We start from the raw sequence: 19,987 nt of genomic DNA, 5'->3' as shown, positions 1-19,987 counted from the left end.
CCAGCACCCGGCGGCGAACGGCAGCCGCCGCCGAGCGCGAGCTGGTCGCGCAGCGGGACGGCCCCGCCGGCGCACCGCTGGCGAGGCGTCCCTTGTGCGGGCTCGGTCAGCTCCGGATCGACGGGCTGTAGTTGTGGTACTTGTACACGCCGTCGCGCGACGCCCACACGTGCACCCGGATCGGGATGTTCTCGGCGGTGTTGTAGTTGCACACGGTCATGCCCCCGCTGGTGTTGCTCGTGCTGGTGTCGTCGAAGCAGGGGCTGCTGTGGTTGACCCAGTGCAGGACGCCGCTGCTGTCGGGCATGAGCTTCTGGATCTGAGCCCGCGTGCCCCAGCCGTCGGCCTGGAAGTCCTCCAGCCGGAGGATCTCGCCGTCCGCGTAGAGCTTGGCGACCCCACCGTTGATGCTGGCGCCGGGAACGGCCCAGGCCGCCCACGCGTACCCGTTGTTCGCCGCGGAGGCAGCGCCCGGGGTGGCGACGACCGCCATGCCGACCGCGACGCCCGCCGCCACCACGGCCTTGGTGACCTTTCCGATCATTGTGCCTCCTCCTGTGTGGCCGAGGATGGACCTGCGCCCACGCCACGGCCGGCGATTCGAGCCCGGGCCGGCCGGCGACCGGACCATCGCTCGATGTTTGACACGATCTTTCGGCCGCGACGCTTCGACCGCCACAAATTTCCGGAGAGCTTGAGACAATCTTGAGGATGGACGGCTCTCCGGTCCATTCGTCGACGCGGCCGCGAAGCCGGGCAATCTCCGTGGCTCGAAATCTTCCGCCGCCGAACCACTTCGGAAAAACGCTGGTCGCCGGTTCGCGATTCACCGAGGGTCTGGTTCCGGACGGTTTCCGGTAAGGCGCAACAGCACGGGATCCGACGACACCTCTCTTGTCGGTCCGAACCGCCGCTTGCCGTACCGGCTGGCTCGGGTCGGACCCGGTTCTCCGCCCCGCTGGTGGCCGCGCTCCCCTGGGCCGTCCTATCCGCAGGCGGGCTCGGCCCGCGCCCCTCGACCGGCCCGCGGCCGGACCCGCCCGTCTTCGACACGCGGAGTGCGGCGTACGTAACGCCACGCCATGGATGAACGCCTATCGATGAGGAAGCCGGATGTGCGGCCTCCACGACCCGGCATGGCCTTCACCCCCACCCCCCAGGCCGTTCAGGTCGAGCAGCAAACGGCCGGTACCAGTGGCACGGCATCCCCTCCCGCCCGCCACCCGCCGGCGGTCGACTCACCAGGGCCATCACCCGCCTGGCCCATCACTCCCAGGAGGAGACAGTGAGGATCACAAGGATTCCCGCCCGCAGCCCCATCGCCCGATCCGCCCAACTGCTGGCCGTGACCGTCGGCATGGTCGCTGCCGCCGCCTTCACCCAGCCGACCGCCGCGTCGGCGTCCCCCCAGGACTACAGCGCCCGCCAGCTCGCCGAGGTGAGTGCCGCGGTGGACCGGTCGGGCGTCGAGGGCATCGCCTGGCACGTGGACGCAGCGTCCGGCCGCGTGGTCGTGACCGCCGACAGCACCGTCAGCCGCGCCGAGATCGCGAAGATCAGGCAGAGCGCCGGCGACAAGGTCGGTGCGGTCCGGGTCGAGCGCGCCTCCGGAGTCTTCCGGCCGCTGCTGGCCGCCGGCGACGCCATCTACGGTGGGGGTTACCGCTGCTCGCTCGGCTTCAACGTCGTCAGCGGCAACACCTACTACTTCCTGACCGCCGGGCACTGCGGGGACGTGGCCAACACCTGGTACACGAACTCGAGCCAGACCACGCTCATCGGGGCGACCGTCGGCTCCAGTTACCCCGGCAACGACTACGCGCTGGTCCGCTATGACAACGCGTCACTGAGCCACCCCGGCGGGTTCGCCGTCGCGGACGCGTACGTCGGGGAGTCGGTCAAGCGGACCGGGTCGACCACCGGCACCCACAGCGGGACGGTCACCGCACTCAACGTCTCGGTCCGCTACGTGGGCCAGGGCGGCGGCAAGGTGAGCGGCATGATCCAGACCAACGTGTGCGCCGAGCCCGGCGACTCCGGCGGCGCCTTGTACGACGGCTCGAAGGCGCTCGGCATCACCTCCGGCGGCAGCGGCGACTGCCGATCCGGCGGCACCACCTTCTACCAGCCGGTACGCGAGGCGGTCAACGCGTACGGCGTGACCGTCTACTGATCCCACCAGCGGAGCACCGGGCTCCCGGCCGTGGCCGGGAGCCCGCTGCGCACCGGCATCCCGGCGGACCAGCACACCGCCGGTGGGGTGGCTACCATCGCGGGAATGTCGATCACGGCTCGTACGGTGCGGCTGCTCATGCCGGTAGCCGCGCTGCTGTTCCTGGGCCTGGCACTGCTGGTCCGCGTCGTCGACGACGGGGCGTTGCGGCAGCACTCGGGCACCGCGCTGTACGCGTCGATGGTCTGGGCCGGGGTGCTGTTCCTGTGGCCGCGGATGGCGCCGGTGCCGGCCGGGACGATCGCCGTCGTGTTCTGCTGGGTGGTCGAGTGCGCGCAGCTGACCGGGGTGCCGGCCGAGCTGGCCGCGCGGAGCCTGGTGGCGCGACTGGCGCTGGGCGTGCGGTTCGACCCCGTCGATCTGGCCTGGTACCCGGCCGGCGTGGTTCCCCTGGTGGTGCTGCACCACCTGATGCGCGCCCGGTCCCGCGTCGTACCAGCGGCGGGGTCACGAGCCTGACCGATCGGGAGGATCGTGGCGCCGCGGGTGAGAGGTGACGTGCCAACGGGCGGGGGTGCGGTCCTCGACGAGCGTCATCGCGCAGGCGGCGACGATCGCCTTCGTCATCGACTGACACCGGCGCCAACGTGGCGGGCGATTCAGCCGGCGCCGGATCGGCGCGTCACCGCACTCGTGCGGTCTCGCGCAGAGCGGTGTCGAGCACGTCGGCAATGCCCTGCTCGTCGACCACCGTCGCGGGATCGTGCTGGTACCGCCGGACCGCCTGCCGGACGGCCGTGAGCGAGGGGTCCCGGTCGAGCACCCATGCCGCGGCCTGCGCCTTGGAGCAGTGCACGTTCTCCACCGCGAAGCGCCAGATCCGGCAGGCGGTCAGCACCATGAATGCGGCGCTCTCCGCGTCGTCGGTGAGCGACCGCCAGGTCAGCAACCAGTGCCGGCCACGGTCAACGATCCAGTCGGCCGGGACGGGTGCGAGCACCTCATGGGCGGCGGCACCCCGGAGCGCACGCCCGTGCGCACGCGCCGTCGACAGTTCAGCCGGCAGGTCCGCCGACGCCGCCTGGCGACGTTCGACCTCGAACTCCTCGGGCGGTGGGCCGTATCGGCCGAGGTGCAGCTCCAGGGCGGGCGCCCGGGTCGGCGCGGCGGCCACCTCCGAGGTCACGACGTGCAGATCGATGCCCGCCGCGCTGCCCACGTCCGCCTGCCGAACCAGACGCTCGAGGGCTGCCGCCTGGGCATCGGCGAGACGACCGTCGATGACGGCGAGCAGATCGATGTCGCTGCGGCCGGGGTGGAACCCGCCGGCCGACAGGGAGCCGTGCAGGATCACCGACCGCGCGGAGTCCCCGGCGATGTCCACGATGGAGTCGGCGAGCGACGTCGCGACGATCAGAGCGGGCAGTTCGTCGACTCCGACCACCCGACAGTTCTACCAGAACTCCCCAGGTCCGCCCCCATGATCCGGCGCACACTGATCGACGCCCCGATCCCGCCGGCACGGCAGTCCAGACAGAGTGGCTCGGCGTAGCGGAGCTGGCCGGCGTGTGCCGGGCGGCGAGGGGTTGAGGACTGCGCGGGAGAGTTGCGGGGGCAGTCCCCGGGCGTCGCCGTCGACTGGCGTAGCCCGGGGACTGCCCCGGTGCGTCGGTCGGGTCACCGGCGCGGCACGGGCGTCGCTCTCACTTCCTCGTCAGCCCGTACGCGTCGCGGACGACCTGCTGGACGCGGTTGCCGTCGGTGCTTGAGGCTGACGGTTCCGTTGGTGGTGTCGGCCACCTTCGACGAGGGCGGCGGCCCGACCGGTCCAGGCTCGCCGAGGCGGTCGTCGGCCACAGACCCTTGCCCTGCCACAGCTCGATGCCCTACAGTTAGGTTTCTTAAATAATTGATGCATGTCTATATATCGGCCGCGTCCTCAGTTCCCGGCGGTGTCTGCTTCCCACGGCGACCCCCGGGTCACCCCCCGCGACGGGTGAGCTGTCCGGGGAGTCGGACGCCGGTCACGGCCACATCAGGCAGGGCGGTGCTGGCCGCCCTGGCCACCGGCGGCCCGCCGCGCCGCGTCGACCGCCACAGCCAGCTAACCGCCAAGGAGGTCCGAGATGTCCGCAACCCGCTGGCGAGTCGCCGCGCTGATGGCGTACCGCATGGTGGTGGCGCTGCTGTTCGCGGCGCACGGCGCAGCCTCGCTGTTCGGCGTCTTCGGCGGCGCTCGCGGCACCGGCGAAGCCCTGCCGTTCGCGGCGTGGCCCGGCTGGTGGGCAGCCCTGATCCAACTGGTCGGCGGCCTGCTCGTCCTCGGCGGACTGTTCACCCGCGTCGCCGCGCTGATCTGCTCCGGCTCCATGGCATACGCGTACTTCTCGGTGCATCAACCCGAGGCGCTGATGCCGTTGAACAACGGCGGCGAGCTGGCCGCGATGTTCTGCTGGTCCTTCTTCCTGATCGCGGTGCTGGGTGCCGACCGGTGGTCGCTGGACGCGGTCATGGCGGGTCGCACGCACCACCGCCGGCCGCGGCCCACGGCCGCCCCCGACGCGCACGCCACCCCCGGGCGCTGACCAGGCGGCACCCGCCGCCGCCCGATACCGAGCCGTCGATCACGCCGGCGTGAACCCCGAGTCCGACAGCACCCGCTTGGCCAGAGCCGAGCTGGTGAAGGCGACGAAGGCGTCCGCGGCCACCGGGTTCCGGCCGGCGCCGACCGGCACGATCGCATACAGGTCGGCGTGCTCGACCCCCTGGGGAAAGTCGATGGTCCGTAGCTCCGTGCCGGCCCCGGCGATATCGGTGCGGAACACCAGCGCCGCGTCGGCAGTCCCCGCCCGCACCGCAGCCACCGCGGCCGTCCCGTCGGGCCGCACCATGGTGGGGCGTACGTCGGCGATCTTCCGGGCGGTGTCGCCGCAGCGGGTGTGACGGGCGCAGAGCACCACTCGGGCCCCCGGGCGGCGAAGGTCCGTGAGGTCGTCCACCCCTTCGGCCGTCGCGGCGGTGACGATGACGAGCGGATTGCGGGCGATCACCGTAGGCGCTCCACGGGCAGCACCGCGATCCACGACCGATGCCATGCCGGCCGTCCCACCGGACGCGAAGACGTCCACTTCGGCGCCGGCCACGACCCGCCGGGCGTGGTTGTCGCTCGCGCCGAACTCGAACAGGACGTCCGTGCCCGGATATGCGGCCTCGAACTTCTCGGCCAACACGGTGAACGTCTCCCGCAACTGCTCGTCCGCGTAGACGACCAGCCGGCCGCCCGGCTGACCGGGATCGCCGGGGCCCTCGCCGTGGTGGTGGCCACCGTGCTGGTGCCCTGTCGGTGCTCCCTGCGGAGCAGGCGGCACGGTGGCCCTTCCGGCATCCGTGCCGGGTGCCGAGGAGCAACCCCCGAGGCCGAACGCGATCGCGGCCGATACCGCCGCCAGCCAAGGTGCCGACCTCATGACACATCCCCTTCCCAAGGTCGTCGCGCACGGGGACGGCCGGGCCGGCACCCGACCGGCCCGGCCGTCATCTGACAGCACTCGCTCAGCAGGCGCCCTTGTCCTGCCAGACGCCCCACTGGCCGGTCGTGCCGGGCTCTTCGCCCTGGGTCCACCAGCGAGCGGTCCAGTTGCGGCGCTGGTGCGACACGCTGGCTCCGCCGGTGTAGACGGCCGACGCGCTCCAGGCCGCCGCGCAGTCACCACCGGGAGGCGGCGTCGTCGGGTCGGTGGGCGGCGGCGTGGTGGGATCGCCCCCCGTGCCACCGACGTTCACGTCGACGCAGGCGTAGAACGCGTTGGCGGTGTCGTAGATGTTCCAGACGCTGAGGATCTTGTGCCGCCCGGAGGGGAGGTTGGTCAGCGTGTGCGTCACCGTCGACGGCGGCTGTGACGCGTTGCCGCTGATCGTCTGGTGCAGTTGACCGTCTACGTAGTACTGCCAGTTGAGCGTGCGGTGCGGTGCGGTGTTTCGCCAGGTGAACGACGCGGTGCTGCCGATGTTGGTCACGCGCCAGCCGGCGTTGTCGTTGTCGAGGATGGTGAAGCCGCTGCCACCGCTGCAGGTGCGGGCGCCCTTGGGGGCCTCGACGCTCTGCGGCTCGTACTGGATTCCACCGCAGTTGCGCACGACCCCGGTGGCGCACTGATCCTGTCTGCTGGGCGGATTCGTGATCCAGCCGTGGGCGCTGGCCGGAGCCGCCGGCATGATCGCCGCCACCAGCGGTGCGATCACCACGGCGGACATCAGGACCGCCATCTTTCTCTTCAGACCCATCTCCGCTCCTTCTGGGAACCGGCGGCCGAACGCGACGTTCCGCCGCAGACAATCTGACGATCGTCGATGTCTCCAGGGAAGCAATTAATAGTAAAGTTTGTCAACAGTTAATCGGGGGCTCCTCGACGGCCGTGGCAACGTCGCGGTGCCGGATCCGGTCACTGTTCGGCCGAGCGTCGGTGCTCGATCCAGCCGCTGGCGCCGGACGCCGGTTCATCGATCGGGTTGCAGGTTGGCGGTCAGCGCGGCGAGCTGGGCCCGCCGCTCGGCGGCGGTCCGTGGCCATCCCTTGGCGTCCGGGCGGGTCTGCCAGGGCCGCGGCCCCGACGGCGGGCGGTACTCGACACCCAGCGCTTCCAGCCGCGCGAGATGCGCACCGAGCCGGTCACGGAAGTCGGCGGGATCCCGGTCACGGAAGCCCCAGGCCACCTCCGCGAACGCGCACAACCTCGGGAAGGCCATGTAGTCCACCACCCGGGCCGAGTCCATGTGCTCGGTCCACACATTGCATTGCGCGCCGATCACCCGAGCCGCCTCGGTCGCGGTCAGCCCGTCCGGTATCGGCTCGAACCCGTAGACGTCCATCGTCGACAGGACGGTGCCGACCGGTATCGGCTCGTCCTCCTGCTCGGACTGTCGATAGTCCAGGTAGGTCCACATGTCCGGGCAGGAGACGACGTCCAGCCCGGCACGCGCGGCAAGTCTGGTCATCCGCGGTCCTCGCCAGGCGGCGATCGTCGCGCCGGCCGGGGCGCCACCCTCCATGATCTCGTCCCAGCCGTAGACCCGACGGCCCCGACCGGCCAGGTGTGCCGCGAGCTGCCCGACAAACCAGCTCTGCAACGCGTCTTCGTCGGGCAGTCCCAACTGCCGCATCCGCGCCTGCGCCTGGGCGCTGGCCCGCCACTCGTCCTTCGGACACTCGTCGCCCCCGATGCTGACGATCGGGCTGGGGAACAGCTCGCACACCTCGTCGAGGATGTCGCGGCAGAACCGCAGGGCCGCGTCGGACACGTTGAGGACGTGGGTCGAGCGGCCCCATCCGGTCCAGACGGGTAGTTCCCCGGCACCGTTGCCCAGCCACGGGTACGCCGCGATCGCGGCCTGCGTGTGCCCCGGCAGGTCGACCTCGGGTACCACACTGACGTGGCGGTCGGCCGCGTACGCGACGATCTCCCGGAGGTCGTCCCGCGTGTAGAAGCCTCCGTGCGGGCGAGCGTCGTACGCGCCGTGCTGGCGGGAGCCACGCATGCTCTCCGCGCGCCAGGCCCCGACCTCGGTCAGGCGCGGATACCTGTCGGAGGCCAGCCGCCAGCCCTGGTCGTCGGTCAGGTGCAGGTGCAGCACGTTGAACTTGTGCAGCGCGAGCAGATCCACGAAGCGCAGCACGTCGGCCTTGGGCAGGAAGTGCCGAGCGACGTCGAGCAGGCAGCCCCGCCAGGGGAACCGGGGCGCGTCCGTCATCTCGACGCAGGGCAGCTCCCACGGCCCGTCGCCAACCCGAGCGCGCCGCAGCGCCGCCGGTGGGAGGAGCTGCCGGATCGTCTGCGTGCCGTAGAAGACGCCAGCGGGCGAACCTCCGGCGAGATCCAGCCGGTCCGGTGCCACGCTGAGCCGGTACCCCTCCCCCGGAAGCGCCGGGTCGAGCCGCAGCCGAACGGCGGCGTCCGTCTGCGGCGGCAGCCAGCAACCGGTCGGCGGGCCGAGCGCGGCACGCAGTCCGGCCACGACCTGGTCGAGTTCGGGTGGTGCGGCCAGGCCGGTGCCCGGGTCGATCCGGAACGTGCCGGGCCGTCGTGCGACACCGGAGGGCCGGGGAACGATCACTCTTTCACCGCCCCGCCCAGGCCGGACACCAGCCGCTTCTGTACCAGCGTGAAGAAGACGAGGACCGGGACCGTCATGAGCACCGACGCGGCCATGATGCCGCCCCAGTCGTTCTCGTCCGGCTTGAAGAACACCAGCAACGCCATCGGCAGGGTCTGGTTGTCGGTCGCGCTGATGATGAACGTCCGCGCGAAGAGGAAGTCGTTCCAGGCAACGATGAAGGAGAAGACGCTGGTGGCGGCGAGCCCGGGCGCGACGAGCGGAAAGAGGATCCGCCAGAGCACCGTGCTGCGGCTGGCACCGTCGAGCATGGCGGCCTCCTCCAACTCCTCGGGAATGGCGGCGACGAAGCCACGCAGCATCCAGACCGCGAACGGCAGCGTGAACGCCAGGTGCACCAGCACGAGCGAGCCGAGCGTGTTGAGTCCCACCTGCGGTACGACGGTGCCAACATCCCGGACCAGGAAGAACAGCGGGATCGTCAACGCCTCGATCGGCACCATCTGCGCCACCAGGACCATGACCAGGATCGTGCTGCGGAAGCGGAAGTGGAACCGGCTGAGCGCCACCGCGGCGAGGAACGCCACCAGCCCGGACAGCACCACCACGACCAGCGCGACCAGGAGACTGTTCGCGAGGTACCGCGCGAAGCCCTCCGCACCCAGCACCCGCCGAAAGTTGTCCAGCGTCGGAGCAAGCGTCCACGGCTTCTGCGACAGCGACTGGATCTCCCCTGCCGGCTTCAGCGCGGAGAGCAGCATCCAGTAGATCGGGAAGACGGTGACCAGGGCGACGACGGTCGCGGTCAGGTCGGCGGCTCGCCGCCACCATGACGTGGTCGTCACAGCGGCTCTCCCCCGCGCCGCAGCGCCCGCAGGTAGAGCAGCGTGACCAGGAGCAGGATGAGCATCATGACCACGCCGATCGCCGAGCCCAGACCGTACTCTGAGGCGGCGAACGCCTGCTGGTACGCGTACACGTTGAGGGTGAGGTTCTGCCCCGCGATGCCGCCGCCGCTGGTCATCACGTAGATCTGGGTGAAGACCTTGAAGTCCCAGATGATCGACTGGATGGTCACGATGACCAGCAGCGGGCGGATCATCGGCACCACGATCTGCCAGAAGGATCGCCAGTGGCTCGCGCCGTCCAGCGCCGCCGCCTCGAGGACCTGACCCGGGATGGCGCGGATTCCGGCGTACAGCGTGACCATGACGAACGGGAACGAGTGCCACACCACTGCCGCGCCGACCAGGGCGAAGGTGCTGTACCGGTGGTAGGTCCAGTTGTATCCGTCCAGCCCGAGCACCTGGTTGACCAGGCCCAGGTTGGCGTCGAACAGGAACATCCAGACGGTGGAGCCGGTGATCGCCGGCGCGGCCCAGGCCGCCATCGCGGCGAATGACAGGACGCGCCCGGGCCAGCGGCTGACCCGGGTCAGCAGGATGGCCAGGGCGGCGCCGACAGCCAATGTCGCTGCCACGCAGGCGGCGGCGAACCCGACAGTGGCCAGCAGGACGGACCAGAACTTCCCATCCCGCAGCAACGTGAGGTAGTTGTCGGCGCCGACGAACCGGGTCGGCTCACCGCCACTGACCTGCGCCTGCCGGAAGTCCAGGACGGACAGCAGGCCGAGCTGGTAGATCGGGTAGGCGAACAGCGGCAGCATCACCGCGGCTGCCGGGAGGAGCAGCCACAGCGGGGTGCGCCGGCCCCATCTGAGGCGGGTGCGGCGGTCCGCGGTGGCGGGGCGGGCCCGCGACCGCGGCTCCGCCAGCGCCGTCGGTGCCGTACTCATCGCGCCAGGGCGGCGTTGATCGCGGTCGCCGCTTCGTCGGTCGCCTGCTCGATGGTCGCCTGGCCGGTGACGATCTTCTCCAGCATCGTGGGGATCACCGCCTGCGCGTCGATCCTGCCCCAGGCCGGGTGCAGCGGTACGAAGCGGGTGCCGGCCGCGATGGTGTCGAGGAAAGGCTTGAGGAACGGCTCCGTGGCGGCCAGCTCGGTACGCGCCGAGGTGAGCGTCGGCAGGTTGCCCATCGCGTCGTACATCTCGTGCTGGTACTTCTTGCTCGCGAGCAGTTCCAGGAAGTCGGCGGCGAGCGTGCGGCGCTGGGTGTTCTTCATGATGCCGAGGTTGTTGCCGCCGGCGAAGGCGGGGGCGATCGAACCCGGCTTCGTCCCGGGCAGCGGCAGCACCGCGTACCTGCCGTTGGCCGCGCCGGCCTCCACGGCGGCGCGGTTGAAGTTGCCGAGGATGGCCATGCCTGCCTTGCCGCTGGCGAAGAGTTCGACCGTCTTACCGCCGGTGAGGTCCGCGCACTGCTGCGGCGGGCAGTTGTCCGGCTTGATCAGGTCGGTGTACGCCCTGATCCCCGCTCGCGACTGGGGGGAGTTGATGGCGGCGGTGTAGTGGTCGCCGGACCTGGTCGCCACGTCACCCCCGGCGTCCCAGATGAACGGCAGGGCGCCGAAGGTGTACTTGCCACCGACCGCGAGGCCGAACAGGTCCGGCTTCGCAGCCCGGATCTTGCGAGCTGCGGCGACCAGTTGTTCCTGGGAGGCCGGCGGGGCCAGGTCGAGTTCGGCGAAGAGGTCGGTCCGGTAGTAGAGGGCGCGCACCCCCACGTACCAGGGCACGCCGTAGAGCTTCCCGTCGATCGTCGCACTGGCCCGCAGATCCGGGTCCAGATCCTTGCCCTTGGCCCAGCTGTCGACATCGGCGCCGAGTTCGGCCAGCCCGCCGGCCGCCACGTACTCGGGCAGGTCGGTGTTGCCGAACTCCACCACGTCCGGCGCGCTGGCCGGGTCGTTGAACGCGCCCCTGAACCGCTCGCTGCGAGTCTGCACCGCAAGGTACTGAACATCGACGGTCACGTCCCGGCGCGCGGCGGTGAACTCGGTGATCGCCTCCTTGACCACTCTCTCCTTCGGTGTGCGATTGGGTTCGTCGAACAGCCACACCCGCAGGGTTCCGGTGGTCTTGTCGCCACCGCCGGTCGACGAGGGAGCGGTGGAGGGCGCGCACCCGACGGCCAGAAGACCGGCCACCACCACCGCAACTGCCTTTGCCCATCGAACGTTCATCTGTGGCTCCTTAAACGGGCCAGGTTCGTAAATGGTTCGTAGCAGCAGGGTCATAGCGTGAGCCCGCCGTCAGCCGGTCGTCAAGACCTCGTGGATTCAGAAGTAGGTCTGCAGCACATCGACGACGGTCCGGTCCTCGTCGACGACCGGGATCGTCCGCCACCTGTCGAAGGCGGTGCACGGATGGGAGATGCCGAAGCCGACGAGGTCGCCGGGACGCAGCGGCGTCACATCGTCGGTCGCCACGAATCCGTGATGGTCGTTGAGTCTGCTCACCTGAAGGCCGCGCGCGGGCACCAGCGTGCCGTCCGGCCGCCGAACCCAGGCCGGTTCCGGTGGTCCTTCGTCGCACGGGACGTCCCGCTTGCCCATGCCGACGATGGCCAGGCCAGCCTCCGGCGTGGACAGCACCTGGGCCCACACCTCGACCGCCGCCTCGAGGAAGCCCTCGTCCGGCGCGCGGCGGAATGGTGTGCGCAGCCGGTAGAAGCCGTCGTCATGCGAGACGTACGCGCCGCTGCGCAGGACCGTCGTCAGGTGATGCCCGGGCAACCATTGGCCGGCGAGCCGCTCGGCGACGATGTCGAAGTACGCACTGCCGCCCGCGGCGACGACCACTTCCGCCGGCAACAGGCCGCGGCGCCCGAGATCCCGGGTGGCCACCCGGACCCGGTCGAGGAACGCGGCGACCTCGGCGGGTTCGGGCAGTCCGCCCTCGTAGGCGGCGATCCCGGCCAGGTCCAGCCGGGGCGCGGCGTCGACCGCCGCGGCTACGTCGGCCAGGTCGCCGAGGGTGCGGCATCCGGTACGTCCACCCGGGTATCCCAGCTCGACCAGCACCCGTAGCGGCCGGTCACCGGGAGCTGTGCGCAACGCATCGGCGGCGAGCGCCACGCCGGTGGTCGAGTCGACCTGGAAGTGGAGTTCGAAGCCGCGTTGCGCCTCTCCTGCCGCCCACCGCAGCGGGGCCGGGTCGAGTACCTGGCTGGCCAGGACGACACGCCGCTGACCCATCGCGTGGGCGGCGAGGGCCTGATTGGCGGTGGCCACCGTGACACCCCAGGCCCCGGCCGCCACCTGGGCCGCGATGAGCGAGGGCGCCATGGTGGTCTTCACGTGCGGCGCGAACGCGAGGCCGTGCCGCACGCAGAAGTCGGCGAGGGTCCGGATGTTGTGCTCGATCGCGGTGCGCCGCACGACGAGAGTGGGCCAGGTGAACGCCCCACCGAACAGGTGGTGCCCGGCCGCGACGAAGTCCGCGGCGTCCACCGCCGGTCCCGGCCACCAGAAGCCCTTGGTACGCCAGTCGATCTGTGGCTCAACGTCCATCTGGTGCCTTTCCGGGTCCGGGCAGCGAGCGAGCATCGGCGGGCCGAGAGGTGATCATCTGCGACGCGGTGGCGCTTGACCATCGCGGCGCCAGGCCGCACTCTTGGAACGACCTTCAGCGAGCTACTTCCGAACCTGATCGTATTGAGGAGCGAGGCCCGTGGCGATGGCGATCGGACTCGTGATCCACGCGAGCCATCGCAGCCGGTTCGAGGCTGCGGCCCGCACCCTGGCCGGGGTGACGTTGGAGTGGGTGACCTACGGGCACGAGGGCGAGATCCGCGACCGGGTACGTGCCCTGCTGGACCGCCGCAACGTCGACGGGTTGCTGCTCGGGCCGGTGCCATACGCCCGGTGCCGCGACGTTCTTCCCGCCGACCTGCCGGTCTCCGTCCTCCGGTCCGCCGGCCTCGACCTGGCCCTCGCCTGGTGCCGTGCGCTCGCCGAGGGCTGGCCCGCCACCCCGGTGAGTATCGACACCTTCGACCTGGAAACCGTCGACGAGGTGACCCACGCGCTCGAGCTGGACCGCAGCCAGATCTCCTGCCTGCCGTTCGACCCCGAGCAGCGCATCGAGGAGATCGTCGAGTTCCACCGCGACGCGCTGCGCACCTCCGGCGGCACGTACGTCATCAGCGTGCGCACCGGCGTCATGGGCGCGTTCGCGGGCAGGGTACCGGTGATGAGCGGCCTGCCGGGGCCCGCCACCATCCGCGCCGAGCTGCACGAACTGGCCCTACGGATCCGGTCGAAGCAGGCAGACAAGCTCCGCTTCGCCGCCGGGGTCTTCCTCGTCAACCGCCTCTCCCCCAACCTGGACCGGGCTCGCGTCGGCCTGATGAACATGCTGCTCAACACCCCGGGGTTCGCGGACTGCTGGATCGAGGACCGGGATCGCCGCGGCGTGGTGGTCTTCGCCCATCGCGCCCTGTTCGAGACGGTGACGCACAGCTGGTCCAGCCTGCCCGTGCTGGCGCAGGCACAGGAGACCCTCGGCGTCCGCGTCGTCGCCGGCTTCGGCATCGGCGCCTCCGCGCGGACCTGCGTCACCCTCGCCGAACGGGCCGCCGCTCGCGCCGAGCAGGATGTGGCGCCCGGTGCCTACCTCATCGAGGACAGCGGCGTGGTCATCGGCCCGATGGGGCCGAGCGGCACGCCCCTGTCCTTCACCTATCGCGAGCACGGCGCCGACGTCGAGGAGTTGGCCCGCAGCGTGGGGCTCAGCCCCGCCACCCTGTCGCGGCTGACCGCCATCGAGCGCAGCCTCAACGGCAGGTCCGTCTCCCCCAGCGACCTGGCCACCGCACTGGGGATCACCGACCCGAGCGGACGCCGGCTGATCCGCAAGCTCGGGGAGCACGGCCTGGTCATCCCGGAGGGCAGCGCGCAGGTCAACCGCAAGGGTCGCCCGACCCGCCTGTACCGGCTGGCAATCAGCAGTGGGCGCCAGTGAGCCGTCCGGTACTGGCCGACCTGCTGCTCACCGGCGGGCACGTCATCGACGCCGGCGGCGGGCACGTCGGCCGGTACGACGTGGCGGTCCGCGCCGGCCGAATCGCGGCCGTCGAGCCGGCGCTGCCGGCCGATGGGGCCCGGCAGGTCGTCGACGTACGGGGCAAGGTGGTCACCCCGGGCCTGATCGACCTGCACACGCACGTGGCCACCCAGGCCACCTACTGGGGCATCGACCCGGATCCGGTCGCGTGGTGCTCCGGCGTCACGACCTGGGTCGACGCCGGCTCGGCGGGGGCCTACTCGCTCGACGCGTTCCGGGTCGCGCTGCGCCGTCTGCAGGTCCGGGTGCCCGTACTGCTGAACATCTCCGCGCTCGGGCTCACCGGCCGTACGGGCGAGTGCCGGGACCTGCACAACTGCGACGTGGACCTGGCCGTCGCCGCGGTGCGGGACAACCGGGACCTGGTGGCCGGTATCAAGGTTCGCATCGACCGGGAGACCGTGGGCGGGAACGGGGTCGAGCCGCTGCGCCGGGGCATCATGGCCGCCGAGGCGTGCGACGTCCCGGTGATGGTCCACGTTGGTACGTCCCCGCCGGCTGTCGCGGACGTCGTCGCGCTTCTCCGCCCCGGTGACATCGTCACGCACTGCGCCAGCGCCATCGCCGCGGGGCCGGAGTTGGTCAGCCCGGCGATGCGCGACGCGTACGCCAGGGGGGTGTTGTTCGATCTCGGTCACGGCTCCGGCGGCTTCGCCTTCGACGTGCTCGAAGCGCAACTGGAGTCGGGGCTGACACCGCACACCGTATCGTCAGACCTGCACGCCCGGTGTCTGTACGGGCCGGTGTTCGACCTGCCGACGACGATGGCGAAGCTCCTGGCGGTCGGCCTACCCCTCGAGGAGGTGGTGGCAGCGGCGACCATCCGCCCGGCGCGAGCGCTCAACCTACCCGGCGGCGCCGGCACGCTCAGCCCGGGTGCCCCCGCTGACCTGGCCGTCTTCTCGGTGGCGGAGGGACCGTTCGAGCTGGTCGACGCCCACGGGCAACGCCGCGTCGGCAAGCAGCGGCTGGTCAACGAGGCCACGTACCTGGGCGGACGCCTGCTGCCGCCGCGGCTGCCCGAGCCGCCGCGCCCGTGGATTCCGCTCACCACCGCGCAGCGACATGCCCTGGACGACCGGGCCGACGTGCTGCGTGCGCTGTTCAGCACGCCTCTGGTCGGACCAGACGGGCTGTCCGAACAGTTTCCCCGGCGACCGGAGGAGTCTCCGGGTACGGACGAGAGAGGTTGACCATGCCCAAGCGCGTCATCACCACCGACCAGGCCGCTCCGCCCGGGGGCCCGTACTCTCAGGCGGTCGTCGCGGGCGACCATGTGTATCTGGCTGGCGCGACCCCGGTACTGCCCGACGGGACGTGGGTGCGCGGCGCGTTCGCGGAGCAGGCGCGGGCGGCCTTCACCAACCTCGCTCGCGTCGCCGAGGCTGCCGGCGCCGACCTGACCCAGGCCGTCCGCGTCGGGGTCTACCTACGCGACTTCGCCCACTTCGCCGAGATGAACAAGATTTACGTAGAGTTCTTCGGCGAGCGGAACCTGCCGGTCCGCACGACGCTGCCGGTCGCGCTGGACGGCTTCGACATCGAGGTCGACGCCATTCTGTACACCGGGTAGACACTCACCCGATGCCTGACCCTCGGACGCACGGGTCTGAGGGTTCCAGGTGAACGGATAGCTAGGCCCGGATCCGCGATGCCGCCGAGGCACCCGCGGCCCACACCCTGGTCCCGGCGAACGACACTTCCTTGCCGTGCGCGTCGGCGGCCGCGAACGCGAGCAGTCGCTCGCCCTCGGCGGTCAACTCGGCCCGGTCCCGCTTGCCGAGCCGGTCGAGCGGCTGGACCACCAGCCGTGCCACCTGGCGTTCTCGGATGATCTTCCAGGTGGCCTTGACGTACCCGTCGACCAGCACGCCCCGCGGCGGTTCGCGCCAAGCGCCGATGGCGCGCAGCGACTCGGCGCCCACGAGCCGGGTCCGGTCGGCATGCGACAGCAACAGGTTGTCGTACTCGGCCAGGAACCGCACCGGCGCGGGCGTGTCAGGGTCCGGCCGCGGCGCGTCCTCCAGGTCGAAGAGCTCGCGCCCGCCCTCGTCCCGGAACCGCCGCAGCGGCAGGCGCTCGAAGACCTCCCGCAGGCGGGTGAGGCCGGACCAGGTCTGCGCGTCCTGGACGCTGGCGGGCCCGAACGCGGCGAGGTAGCGGCGCACCAGGATCGCCGGGTCCGGCTCGGTGAGCGGCCGGCCGAGCCAGGCGTCGGCGGTGGTCAGGGTCGGCTGCCCGCTCCTGCCCCACAGCCCGCGTGGGGGCACCTGGACCAGGGGTAGCAGGTTGCGGGCGCCGTGTGCCAGGGAGTTGGCTGGACGGTCCGGCCACCGTTGCTGGAGGAGCGTCCCCAGCTCCTTGGCGGTACGCGGCTGGGCTTCGACCAGCTCGCGGGCGGCGTCCGCGAGTGCGGTGAGGTCGAGGTCGCGCAGGCCGGGCGCGAAGGTGGTGTTGGTGCGAAGATCACGGTCGAAGATGGGCTGCGTCCAGGGGCGCATCGCCAGGCAGTCGTCGCCGGTGACAAGGTGGATCGTGTTGCGCATCACCGGGATGCGCACCACCCGCCGGTCAAGCAGGAGCTGGCTCAGTTCGTGCGCCTCGAAGCCGTCGATGCGGCTCCACAGCCCCACGTAGGGAGCCTGTGGCGCCTGGCCCTGCATGCCGACCAGGTGAACGATCACCTCTTCGGCGGGCATCGCCACGCGCTGGAGCATGAACTGTCGGGCGAGCGTAGCGCGCCCGAGGGCGCGCGACGACAGCGTCTGGCTCACGTCAGCCCGGCCAAGAAGTGGCGGATGTCCCGCAGGTCACCGCCCCCTGCTGCTCCCAATCTGCTTCCCCCCCGATCCGGGATGCCTAAGAGAGTAAACCCGCACCACGATCAGCTGCGGCGTAGCACCAGCGTCACGAAGCCCAGAACGTCGCGGTACCCGCGCAACCACTGGTCGCGGTGCTCCCGGGCAACGGTGAGTGCCTCGGCGGCGTCCGGATGACCGCGATTGTCCAGCGCCCACTCGGTGAGCGAGCCGACCCACGACCATTCGTAGTCGTCCCACTCGGCGGCGTCGCTGACATGGGCGTACACCGGCGCCCAGCCGGCCTGCTCGGCAGGGTCGACCAGGCCGGCGAGGTCGGTGAATTCCGCCGGCTTCACACTGAGCGCCGCGAGTGCCTCCGGAGTCGGCGGGACCTGCCAGAACCCCTCACCGACCAGCAGGATGCCGTCGGCGTTCACATGCCGACCGGCCAGCTCCAGCGTCCCGGCGAATCCACCGAACGCGTGTGTGGAACCGACGCACAGCACCAGGTCGTAATCGCCGTCGGGCACGTACGTGCGGGCGTCGCGCTCGTGCAGCGTTAGCCGGTCGGCGAGGCCGCGTTCGGCGGCGGCGCCGGCGGCACGTTCGAGGGCGTACCGGCTGACGTCCACGCCGTCCGCGTGCCCGTCGGGGTAGTGAGCGAGGGCCTGCAGCGCCCAGGCTCCCTCTCCGCAGCCGAGGTCGAGGACACGAGCCGCCGGTTGGCGGCCCGCTCGGCGCAGGAGTCGGTTCAGGTTGACACCGGAGATCGGGGCCGCGATCGGGTGGTGCGAGTGCGCGATGCTGCTGAGCCGTTGACGATCCATCGTCGAAGTCAACACGAGTCCGGTCGCGCCCGCACTCGGGTTGTCGTGCCGTGCACGTCCGGGGCAGGAGTGCGCAGCCGATCCCGGGCGATCCGGGCGGCAGCTCATCGCGGCAGTCTGATCAGTAGTGGGCGAGCACCTGCACCACCGGGTGACCGAGCAGCTGAGCCACCCGGGCGAGCTCGGTCCCGTCGAGTTCGAATCTCGCCCGAGTCGGGTTCATGGCACTCACCTCGAATCGCGCGAACCGGATCGGCTCCTCGTAGTGCAAACTGTCCAACTCGGCGGCGGCACCGCAGCACGGAACCAGCACGTCCAGGCTGTCGAAGCTCGCTCCGCCGTTCTCCCTGACCACATCGCCCAGCCAGTCCAAGCTGATGTCCGCCTCGCATCGGGAGCAGGCGATCCGGGTGGTGTACTCGCCAGCGTCGATCAGGGTCACCCGGTCGTAGAACGTGACCTCCACCCGCTCGACCGCATCACCCTGGCCGGAGAACAGTTCCGCCACAAAAGCAGCGGCGGAGGCGGCGGCCTCGACCGTGGGCTGCCACCGCTGGTCGTCAGGGATCAGACGGATGTAGCTATCACTCACGATGCCTACGATGCCTCCTCTCCTGACGGACGGGCATGGCTGACGCGCGCCTGGTCGCCCGCTCATCGGTTGACTGGACGCGTACCGCTAGGGGATGTCCACCCAGGTGCCCGGTGGGTGCGGCGGAAGGCGGAGGTCCACGAGCACCCCGACATGGTCACTCGCCCACACCCCGTCAACCGGCTCAGCGAACACTCGCCGGCAGTCCAGCACGTCGAGGGTTGCCCCATGCGGGCCGCACCGGACCAGGACGTAGTCGATCCGGCGCCCCCGGTCCAGCGGCATCTGCCCGGCCCGCACCAGCGGATTGTCCGGCGAGAAGGTGTGCCCCGGCTCCGCGCGGTGAACCGCCTGCCAGCAGTCCTGGTAGCAGACGCTGACGCCAGCCAGCGACTGCCGGCCGGTCCAGAAGCGGACGCTGGCGGCGTCGGGTGTCGCGTCGAAGTCGCCCAGCAGCACCACGTGCGGTTCGGTGTCCGGGCCGTCCGGGTCGAGCGGTTCGGACCGCTCGGCAACGAGTTCCTCGATGTACCGGGCCGTCCGCACCGCCTGCAGTTCCCGCTCGTACTCGGCGTCGTACTGCCAGGCGGGCTTGTGATGGGCGATGAGCACCGGTCCCAGCGGCGGCGGCGCCGCGACCTCCACCACCACCGCGGCACTCCATGGCAGCACCGCGGTGCGCGGGGTGACATGCAGGTCGACAACACCGACTGTACGCAGCGGCCACCGGCTGCCCAGCACGGCGCCGACCCCGTCGGCCGACCGCCCCGGGTGCGGTACGAGGTGATAGTCCGGCCCGAGCAGGCCGGCGGCCTCGTCCACGTCCCCGCCGCCGGCGACCTCCTGCAGGGCCACCACGTCCGGCCGCAGCTCGCGCAGCCCGTCAACGAGCACCGCCCGACGGCGCGGCCAGTCGGCGAAGAACGGCGCAAGGACGTTCAGGGTCAGTACCCGCAGGCTGGCAGGCTTGTCGGCCATCACACCATCCTGTGCCCGATGCCGAGCCCCGGCAACCGGGATGGCGCATGGAGCTTCGAGCCCTAGCCCGACCGTGCGCCGTGCGCGTTGATGGCCGCCACCAGTTCACCGAACATCGCCTCGTAAGCCTCGCTGAGGCTTTCCACCAACTCGTGCGGCAGAAGGTCGGTTGTCCAGACCACAGTGGCTACGCCGTCGCCGTCCGTCAGCACCCGCATCTCGGCCTGGTGGTGCTCCGCCCCGGGGAACCCGGGGATCGTGTAGACGGCCCGCATGGTCGCGGGATCGACGGTCACGTTGCGCTCCCAGATCTCGCTGCCGTCGGCCAACGTGACCACGCGGAAGTCGCCCTCTTGGCGCTCGCTCTGACAAGCTGAGAAGACGTGCACCTCCGAGCGTGTGTAGCGATCCAGGAAATCCCACGCCACGTCCGCCGGCACCGTCAGCTTCGCCGCACGATAAATGGATCCCATCCGCCCCACTCGGTCACTCGGTTCGGCTGTCGGCCTCGCCGCCAACCCTTGCACATCCGACGAT

The 19,987-nt window shown here is 70.9% G+C and carries 20 protein-coding genes; 6 read left to right on the top strand and 14 right to left on the bottom strand.

Annotation, left to right across the window (positions count from 1 at the left end):
- Window positions 1-106 precede the first annotated feature (106 nt).
- On the bottom strand, window positions 107-544 hold the full coding sequence (locus SM577_RS17615; RefSeq protein ID WP_302920187.1) for a hypothetical protein: 438 nt from the start codon (window positions 542-544) through the stop codon (window positions 107-109).
- A gap of 741 nt (window positions 545-1,285) precedes the next feature.
- Here SM577_RS17615 and SM577_RS17610 point away from each other — a divergent pair.
- Window positions 1,286-2,173 carry a S1 family peptidase gene (locus tag SM577_RS17610; protein WP_302920188.1) on the top strand — a complete coding sequence of 296 codons (888 nt, stop codon included), beginning with the start codon at window positions 1,286-1,288 and terminating at the stop codon, window positions 2,171-2,173.
- 105 nt (window positions 2,174-2,278) lie between these two features.
- Entirely contained in the window at window positions 2,279-2,692 is a 414-nt protein-coding gene (locus tag SM577_RS17605) for a ribosomal maturation YjgA family protein (RefSeq protein WP_302920189.1), read from the top strand.
- Window positions 2,693-2,855: 163 nt separating this feature from the next.
- On the opposite strand, the gene SM577_RS17600 is transcribed toward SM577_RS17605, so the two are convergent.
- Complete coding sequence (locus SM577_RS17600) at window positions 2,856-3,617, bottom strand: aminoglycoside adenylyltransferase domain-containing protein (RefSeq protein ID WP_474587407.1); 762 nt, start codon at window positions 3,615-3,617, stop codon at window positions 2,856-2,858.
- A 682-nt stretch (window positions 3,618-4,299) separates the two neighbouring features.
- Between SM577_RS17600 and SM577_RS17595 the strand changes: the two genes are divergently transcribed.
- A complete protein-coding gene (locus SM577_RS17595; protein ID WP_302920191.1) occupies window positions 4,300-4,758 on the top strand; it encodes a DoxX family protein in 459 nt (152 codons plus the stop codon).
- A 39-nt stretch (window positions 4,759-4,797) separates the two neighbouring features.
- On the opposite strand, the gene modA is transcribed toward SM577_RS17595, so the two are convergent.
- From modA to SM577_RS17560, 7 genes are all read right to left on the bottom strand, one after another.
- Window positions 4,798-5,640, bottom strand: coding sequence for a molybdate ABC transporter substrate-binding protein (modA, locus tag SM577_RS17590; RefSeq protein WP_302920192.1), 843 nt, complete (start codon window positions 5,638-5,640; stop codon window positions 4,798-4,800).
- Window positions 5,641-5,725: 85 nt separating this feature from the next.
- Window positions 5,726-6,457 carry a lytic polysaccharide monooxygenase gene (locus SM577_RS17585; RefSeq protein WP_302920193.1) on the bottom strand — a complete coding sequence of 244 codons (732 nt, stop codon included), beginning with the start codon at window positions 6,455-6,457 and terminating at the stop codon, window positions 5,726-5,728.
- Window positions 6,458-6,670: 213 nt separating this feature from the next.
- Window positions 6,671-8,284 carry a beta-N-acetylhexosaminidase gene (locus SM577_RS17580; RefSeq protein ID WP_474587406.1) on the bottom strand — a complete coding sequence of 538 codons (1,614 nt, stop codon included), beginning with the start codon at window positions 8,282-8,284 and terminating at the stop codon, window positions 6,671-6,673.
- On the bottom strand, window positions 8,281-9,129 hold the full coding sequence (locus SM577_RS17575) for a carbohydrate ABC transporter permease (protein ID WP_302920195.1): 849 nt from the start codon (window positions 9,127-9,129) through the stop codon (window positions 8,281-8,283). The genes SM577_RS17580 and SM577_RS17575 overlap by 4 nt, the downstream gene beginning before the upstream one ends.
- Window positions 9,126-10,079: a carbohydrate ABC transporter permease gene (locus SM577_RS17570; protein WP_474587405.1), complete on the bottom strand. Its 954-nt coding sequence runs from the start codon at window positions 10,077-10,079 to the stop codon at window positions 9,126-9,128. The genes SM577_RS17575 and SM577_RS17570 overlap by 4 nt, the downstream gene beginning before the upstream one ends.
- Window positions 10,076-11,368, bottom strand: coding sequence for an extracellular solute-binding protein (locus SM577_RS17565; protein ID WP_474587404.1), 1,293 nt, complete (start codon window positions 11,366-11,368; stop codon window positions 10,076-10,078). Before SM577_RS17565 ends, SM577_RS17570 begins: the two co-directional genes overlap by 4 nt.
- A gap of 96 nt (window positions 11,369-11,464) precedes the next feature.
- A complete protein-coding gene (locus SM577_RS17560) occupies window positions 11,465-12,697 on the bottom strand; it encodes a type III PLP-dependent enzyme domain-containing protein (RefSeq protein ID WP_474587403.1) in 1,233 nt (410 codons plus the stop codon).
- Window positions 12,698-12,863: 166 nt separating this feature from the next.
- Here SM577_RS17560 and SM577_RS17555 point away from each other — a divergent pair, with 166 nt between their 5' ends.
- The 3 genes from SM577_RS17555 to SM577_RS17545 are packed head-to-tail and all read left to right on the top strand — an operon-like array spanning window position 12,864 to window position 15,825.
- Window positions 12,864-14,150, top strand: coding sequence for a helix-turn-helix domain-containing protein (locus tag SM577_RS17555; RefSeq protein ID WP_302920199.1), 1,287 nt, complete (start codon window positions 12,864-12,866; stop codon window positions 14,148-14,150).
- Window positions 14,147-15,445: an amidohydrolase/deacetylase family metallohydrolase gene (locus SM577_RS17550; protein WP_302920200.1), complete on the top strand. Its 1,299-nt coding sequence runs from the start codon at window positions 14,147-14,149 to the stop codon at window positions 15,443-15,445. The genes SM577_RS17555 and SM577_RS17550 overlap by 4 nt, the downstream gene beginning before the upstream one ends.
- A gap of 2 nt (window positions 15,446-15,447) precedes the next feature.
- Window positions 15,448-15,825, top strand: coding sequence for a RidA family protein (locus SM577_RS17545; protein ID WP_302920201.1), 378 nt, complete (start codon window positions 15,448-15,450; stop codon window positions 15,823-15,825).
- Between the two features lie 61 nt (window positions 15,826-15,886).
- Here SM577_RS17545 and SM577_RS17540 read toward each other — a convergent pair whose 3' ends face one another.
- The 5 genes from SM577_RS17540 to SM577_RS17520 all read right to left on the bottom strand — a co-directional run bounded on the left by SM577_RS17540 (window position 15,887) and on the right by SM577_RS17520 (window position 19,923).
- Window positions 15,887-16,969, bottom strand: a complete 1,083-nt coding sequence (locus SM577_RS17540; protein ID WP_302920202.1) for a winged helix DNA-binding domain-containing protein — start codon at window positions 16,967-16,969, stop codon at window positions 15,887-15,889.
- A gap of 167 nt (window positions 16,970-17,136) precedes the next feature.
- A complete protein-coding gene (locus tag SM577_RS17535) occupies window positions 17,137-17,988 on the bottom strand; it encodes an SAM-dependent methyltransferase (protein ID WP_474587402.1) in 852 nt (283 codons plus the stop codon).
- A gap of 13 nt (window positions 17,989-18,001) precedes the next feature.
- Window positions 18,002-18,472 carry a hypothetical protein gene (locus SM577_RS17530; RefSeq protein ID WP_474587401.1) on the bottom strand — a complete coding sequence of 157 codons (471 nt, stop codon included), beginning with the start codon at window positions 18,470-18,472 and terminating at the stop codon, window positions 18,002-18,004.
- 87 nt (window positions 18,473-18,559) lie between these two features.
- Window positions 18,560-19,450: an endonuclease/exonuclease/phosphatase family protein gene (locus SM577_RS17525; protein ID WP_474587400.1), complete on the bottom strand. Its 891-nt coding sequence runs from the start codon at window positions 19,448-19,450 to the stop codon at window positions 18,560-18,562.
- A 62-nt stretch (window positions 19,451-19,512) separates the two neighbouring features.
- Window positions 19,513-19,923 carry an SRPBCC family protein gene (locus SM577_RS17520; protein ID WP_474587399.1) on the bottom strand — a complete coding sequence of 137 codons (411 nt, stop codon included), beginning with the start codon at window positions 19,921-19,923 and terminating at the stop codon, window positions 19,513-19,515.
- Window positions 19,924-19,987 lie beyond the last annotated feature (64 nt).

It is taken from the genome of Micromonospora desertarenae (genome assembly GCF_056150265.1).
Note: the sequence above shows the minus strand (reverse complement) of the source record. Positions and strands in the feature narration are given on the sequence as shown.

Bases quoted from the DNA above. Each gene is read 5' to 3' on its own strand.
- SM577_RS17525 (WP_474587400.1), bottom strand. From the start codon at position 19,450: ATGGCCGACAAGCCTGCCAGCCTGCGGGTACTGACCCTGAACGTCCTT.
- SM577_RS17555 (WP_302920199.1), top strand. From the start codon at position 12,864: ATGGCGATCGGACTCGTGATCCACGCGAGCCATCGCAGCCGGTTCGAG.
- SM577_RS17545 (WP_302920201.1), top strand. From the start codon at position 15,448: ATGCCCAAGCGCGTCATCACCACCGACCAGGCCGCTCCGCCCGGGGGC.
- SM577_RS17520 (WP_474587399.1), bottom strand. From the start codon at position 19,923: ATGGGATCCATTTATCGTGCGGCGAAGCTGACGGTGCCGGCGGACGTG.
- SM577_RS17560 (WP_474587403.1), bottom strand. From the start codon at position 12,697: ATGGACGTTGAGCCACAGATCGACTGGCGTACCAAGGGCTTCTGGTGG.
- SM577_RS17615 (WP_302920187.1), bottom strand. From the start codon at position 544: ATGATCGGAAAGGTCACCAAGGCCGTGGTGGCGGCGGGCGTCGCGGTC.
- SM577_RS17570 (WP_474587405.1), bottom strand. From the start codon at position 10,079: ATGAGTACGGCACCGACGGCGCTGGCGGAGCCGCGGTCGCGGGCCCGC.
- SM577_RS17540 (WP_302920202.1), bottom strand. From the start codon at position 16,969: ATGCTCCAGCGCGTGGCGATGCCCGCCGAAGAGGTGATCGTTCACCTG.
- SM577_RS17565 (WP_474587404.1), bottom strand. From the start codon at position 11,368: ATGAACGTTCGATGGGCAAAGGCAGTTGCGGTGGTGGTGGCCGGTCTT.
- SM577_RS17585 (WP_302920193.1), bottom strand. From the start codon at position 6,457: ATGGGTCTGAAGAGAAAGATGGCGGTCCTGATGTCCGCCGTGGTGATC.
- SM577_RS17535 (WP_474587402.1), bottom strand. From the start codon at position 17,988: ATGAGCTGCCGCCCGGATCGCCCGGGATCGGCTGCGCACTCCTGCCCC.
- SM577_RS17595 (WP_302920191.1), top strand. From the start codon at position 4,300: ATGTCCGCAACCCGCTGGCGAGTCGCCGCGCTGATGGCGTACCGCATG.
- modA (WP_302920192.1), bottom strand. From the start codon at position 5,640: ATGAGGTCGGCACCTTGGCTGGCGGCGGTATCGGCCGCGATCGCGTTC.
- SM577_RS17605 (WP_302920189.1), top strand. From the start codon at position 2,279: ATGTCGATCACGGCTCGTACGGTGCGGCTGCTCATGCCGGTAGCCGCG.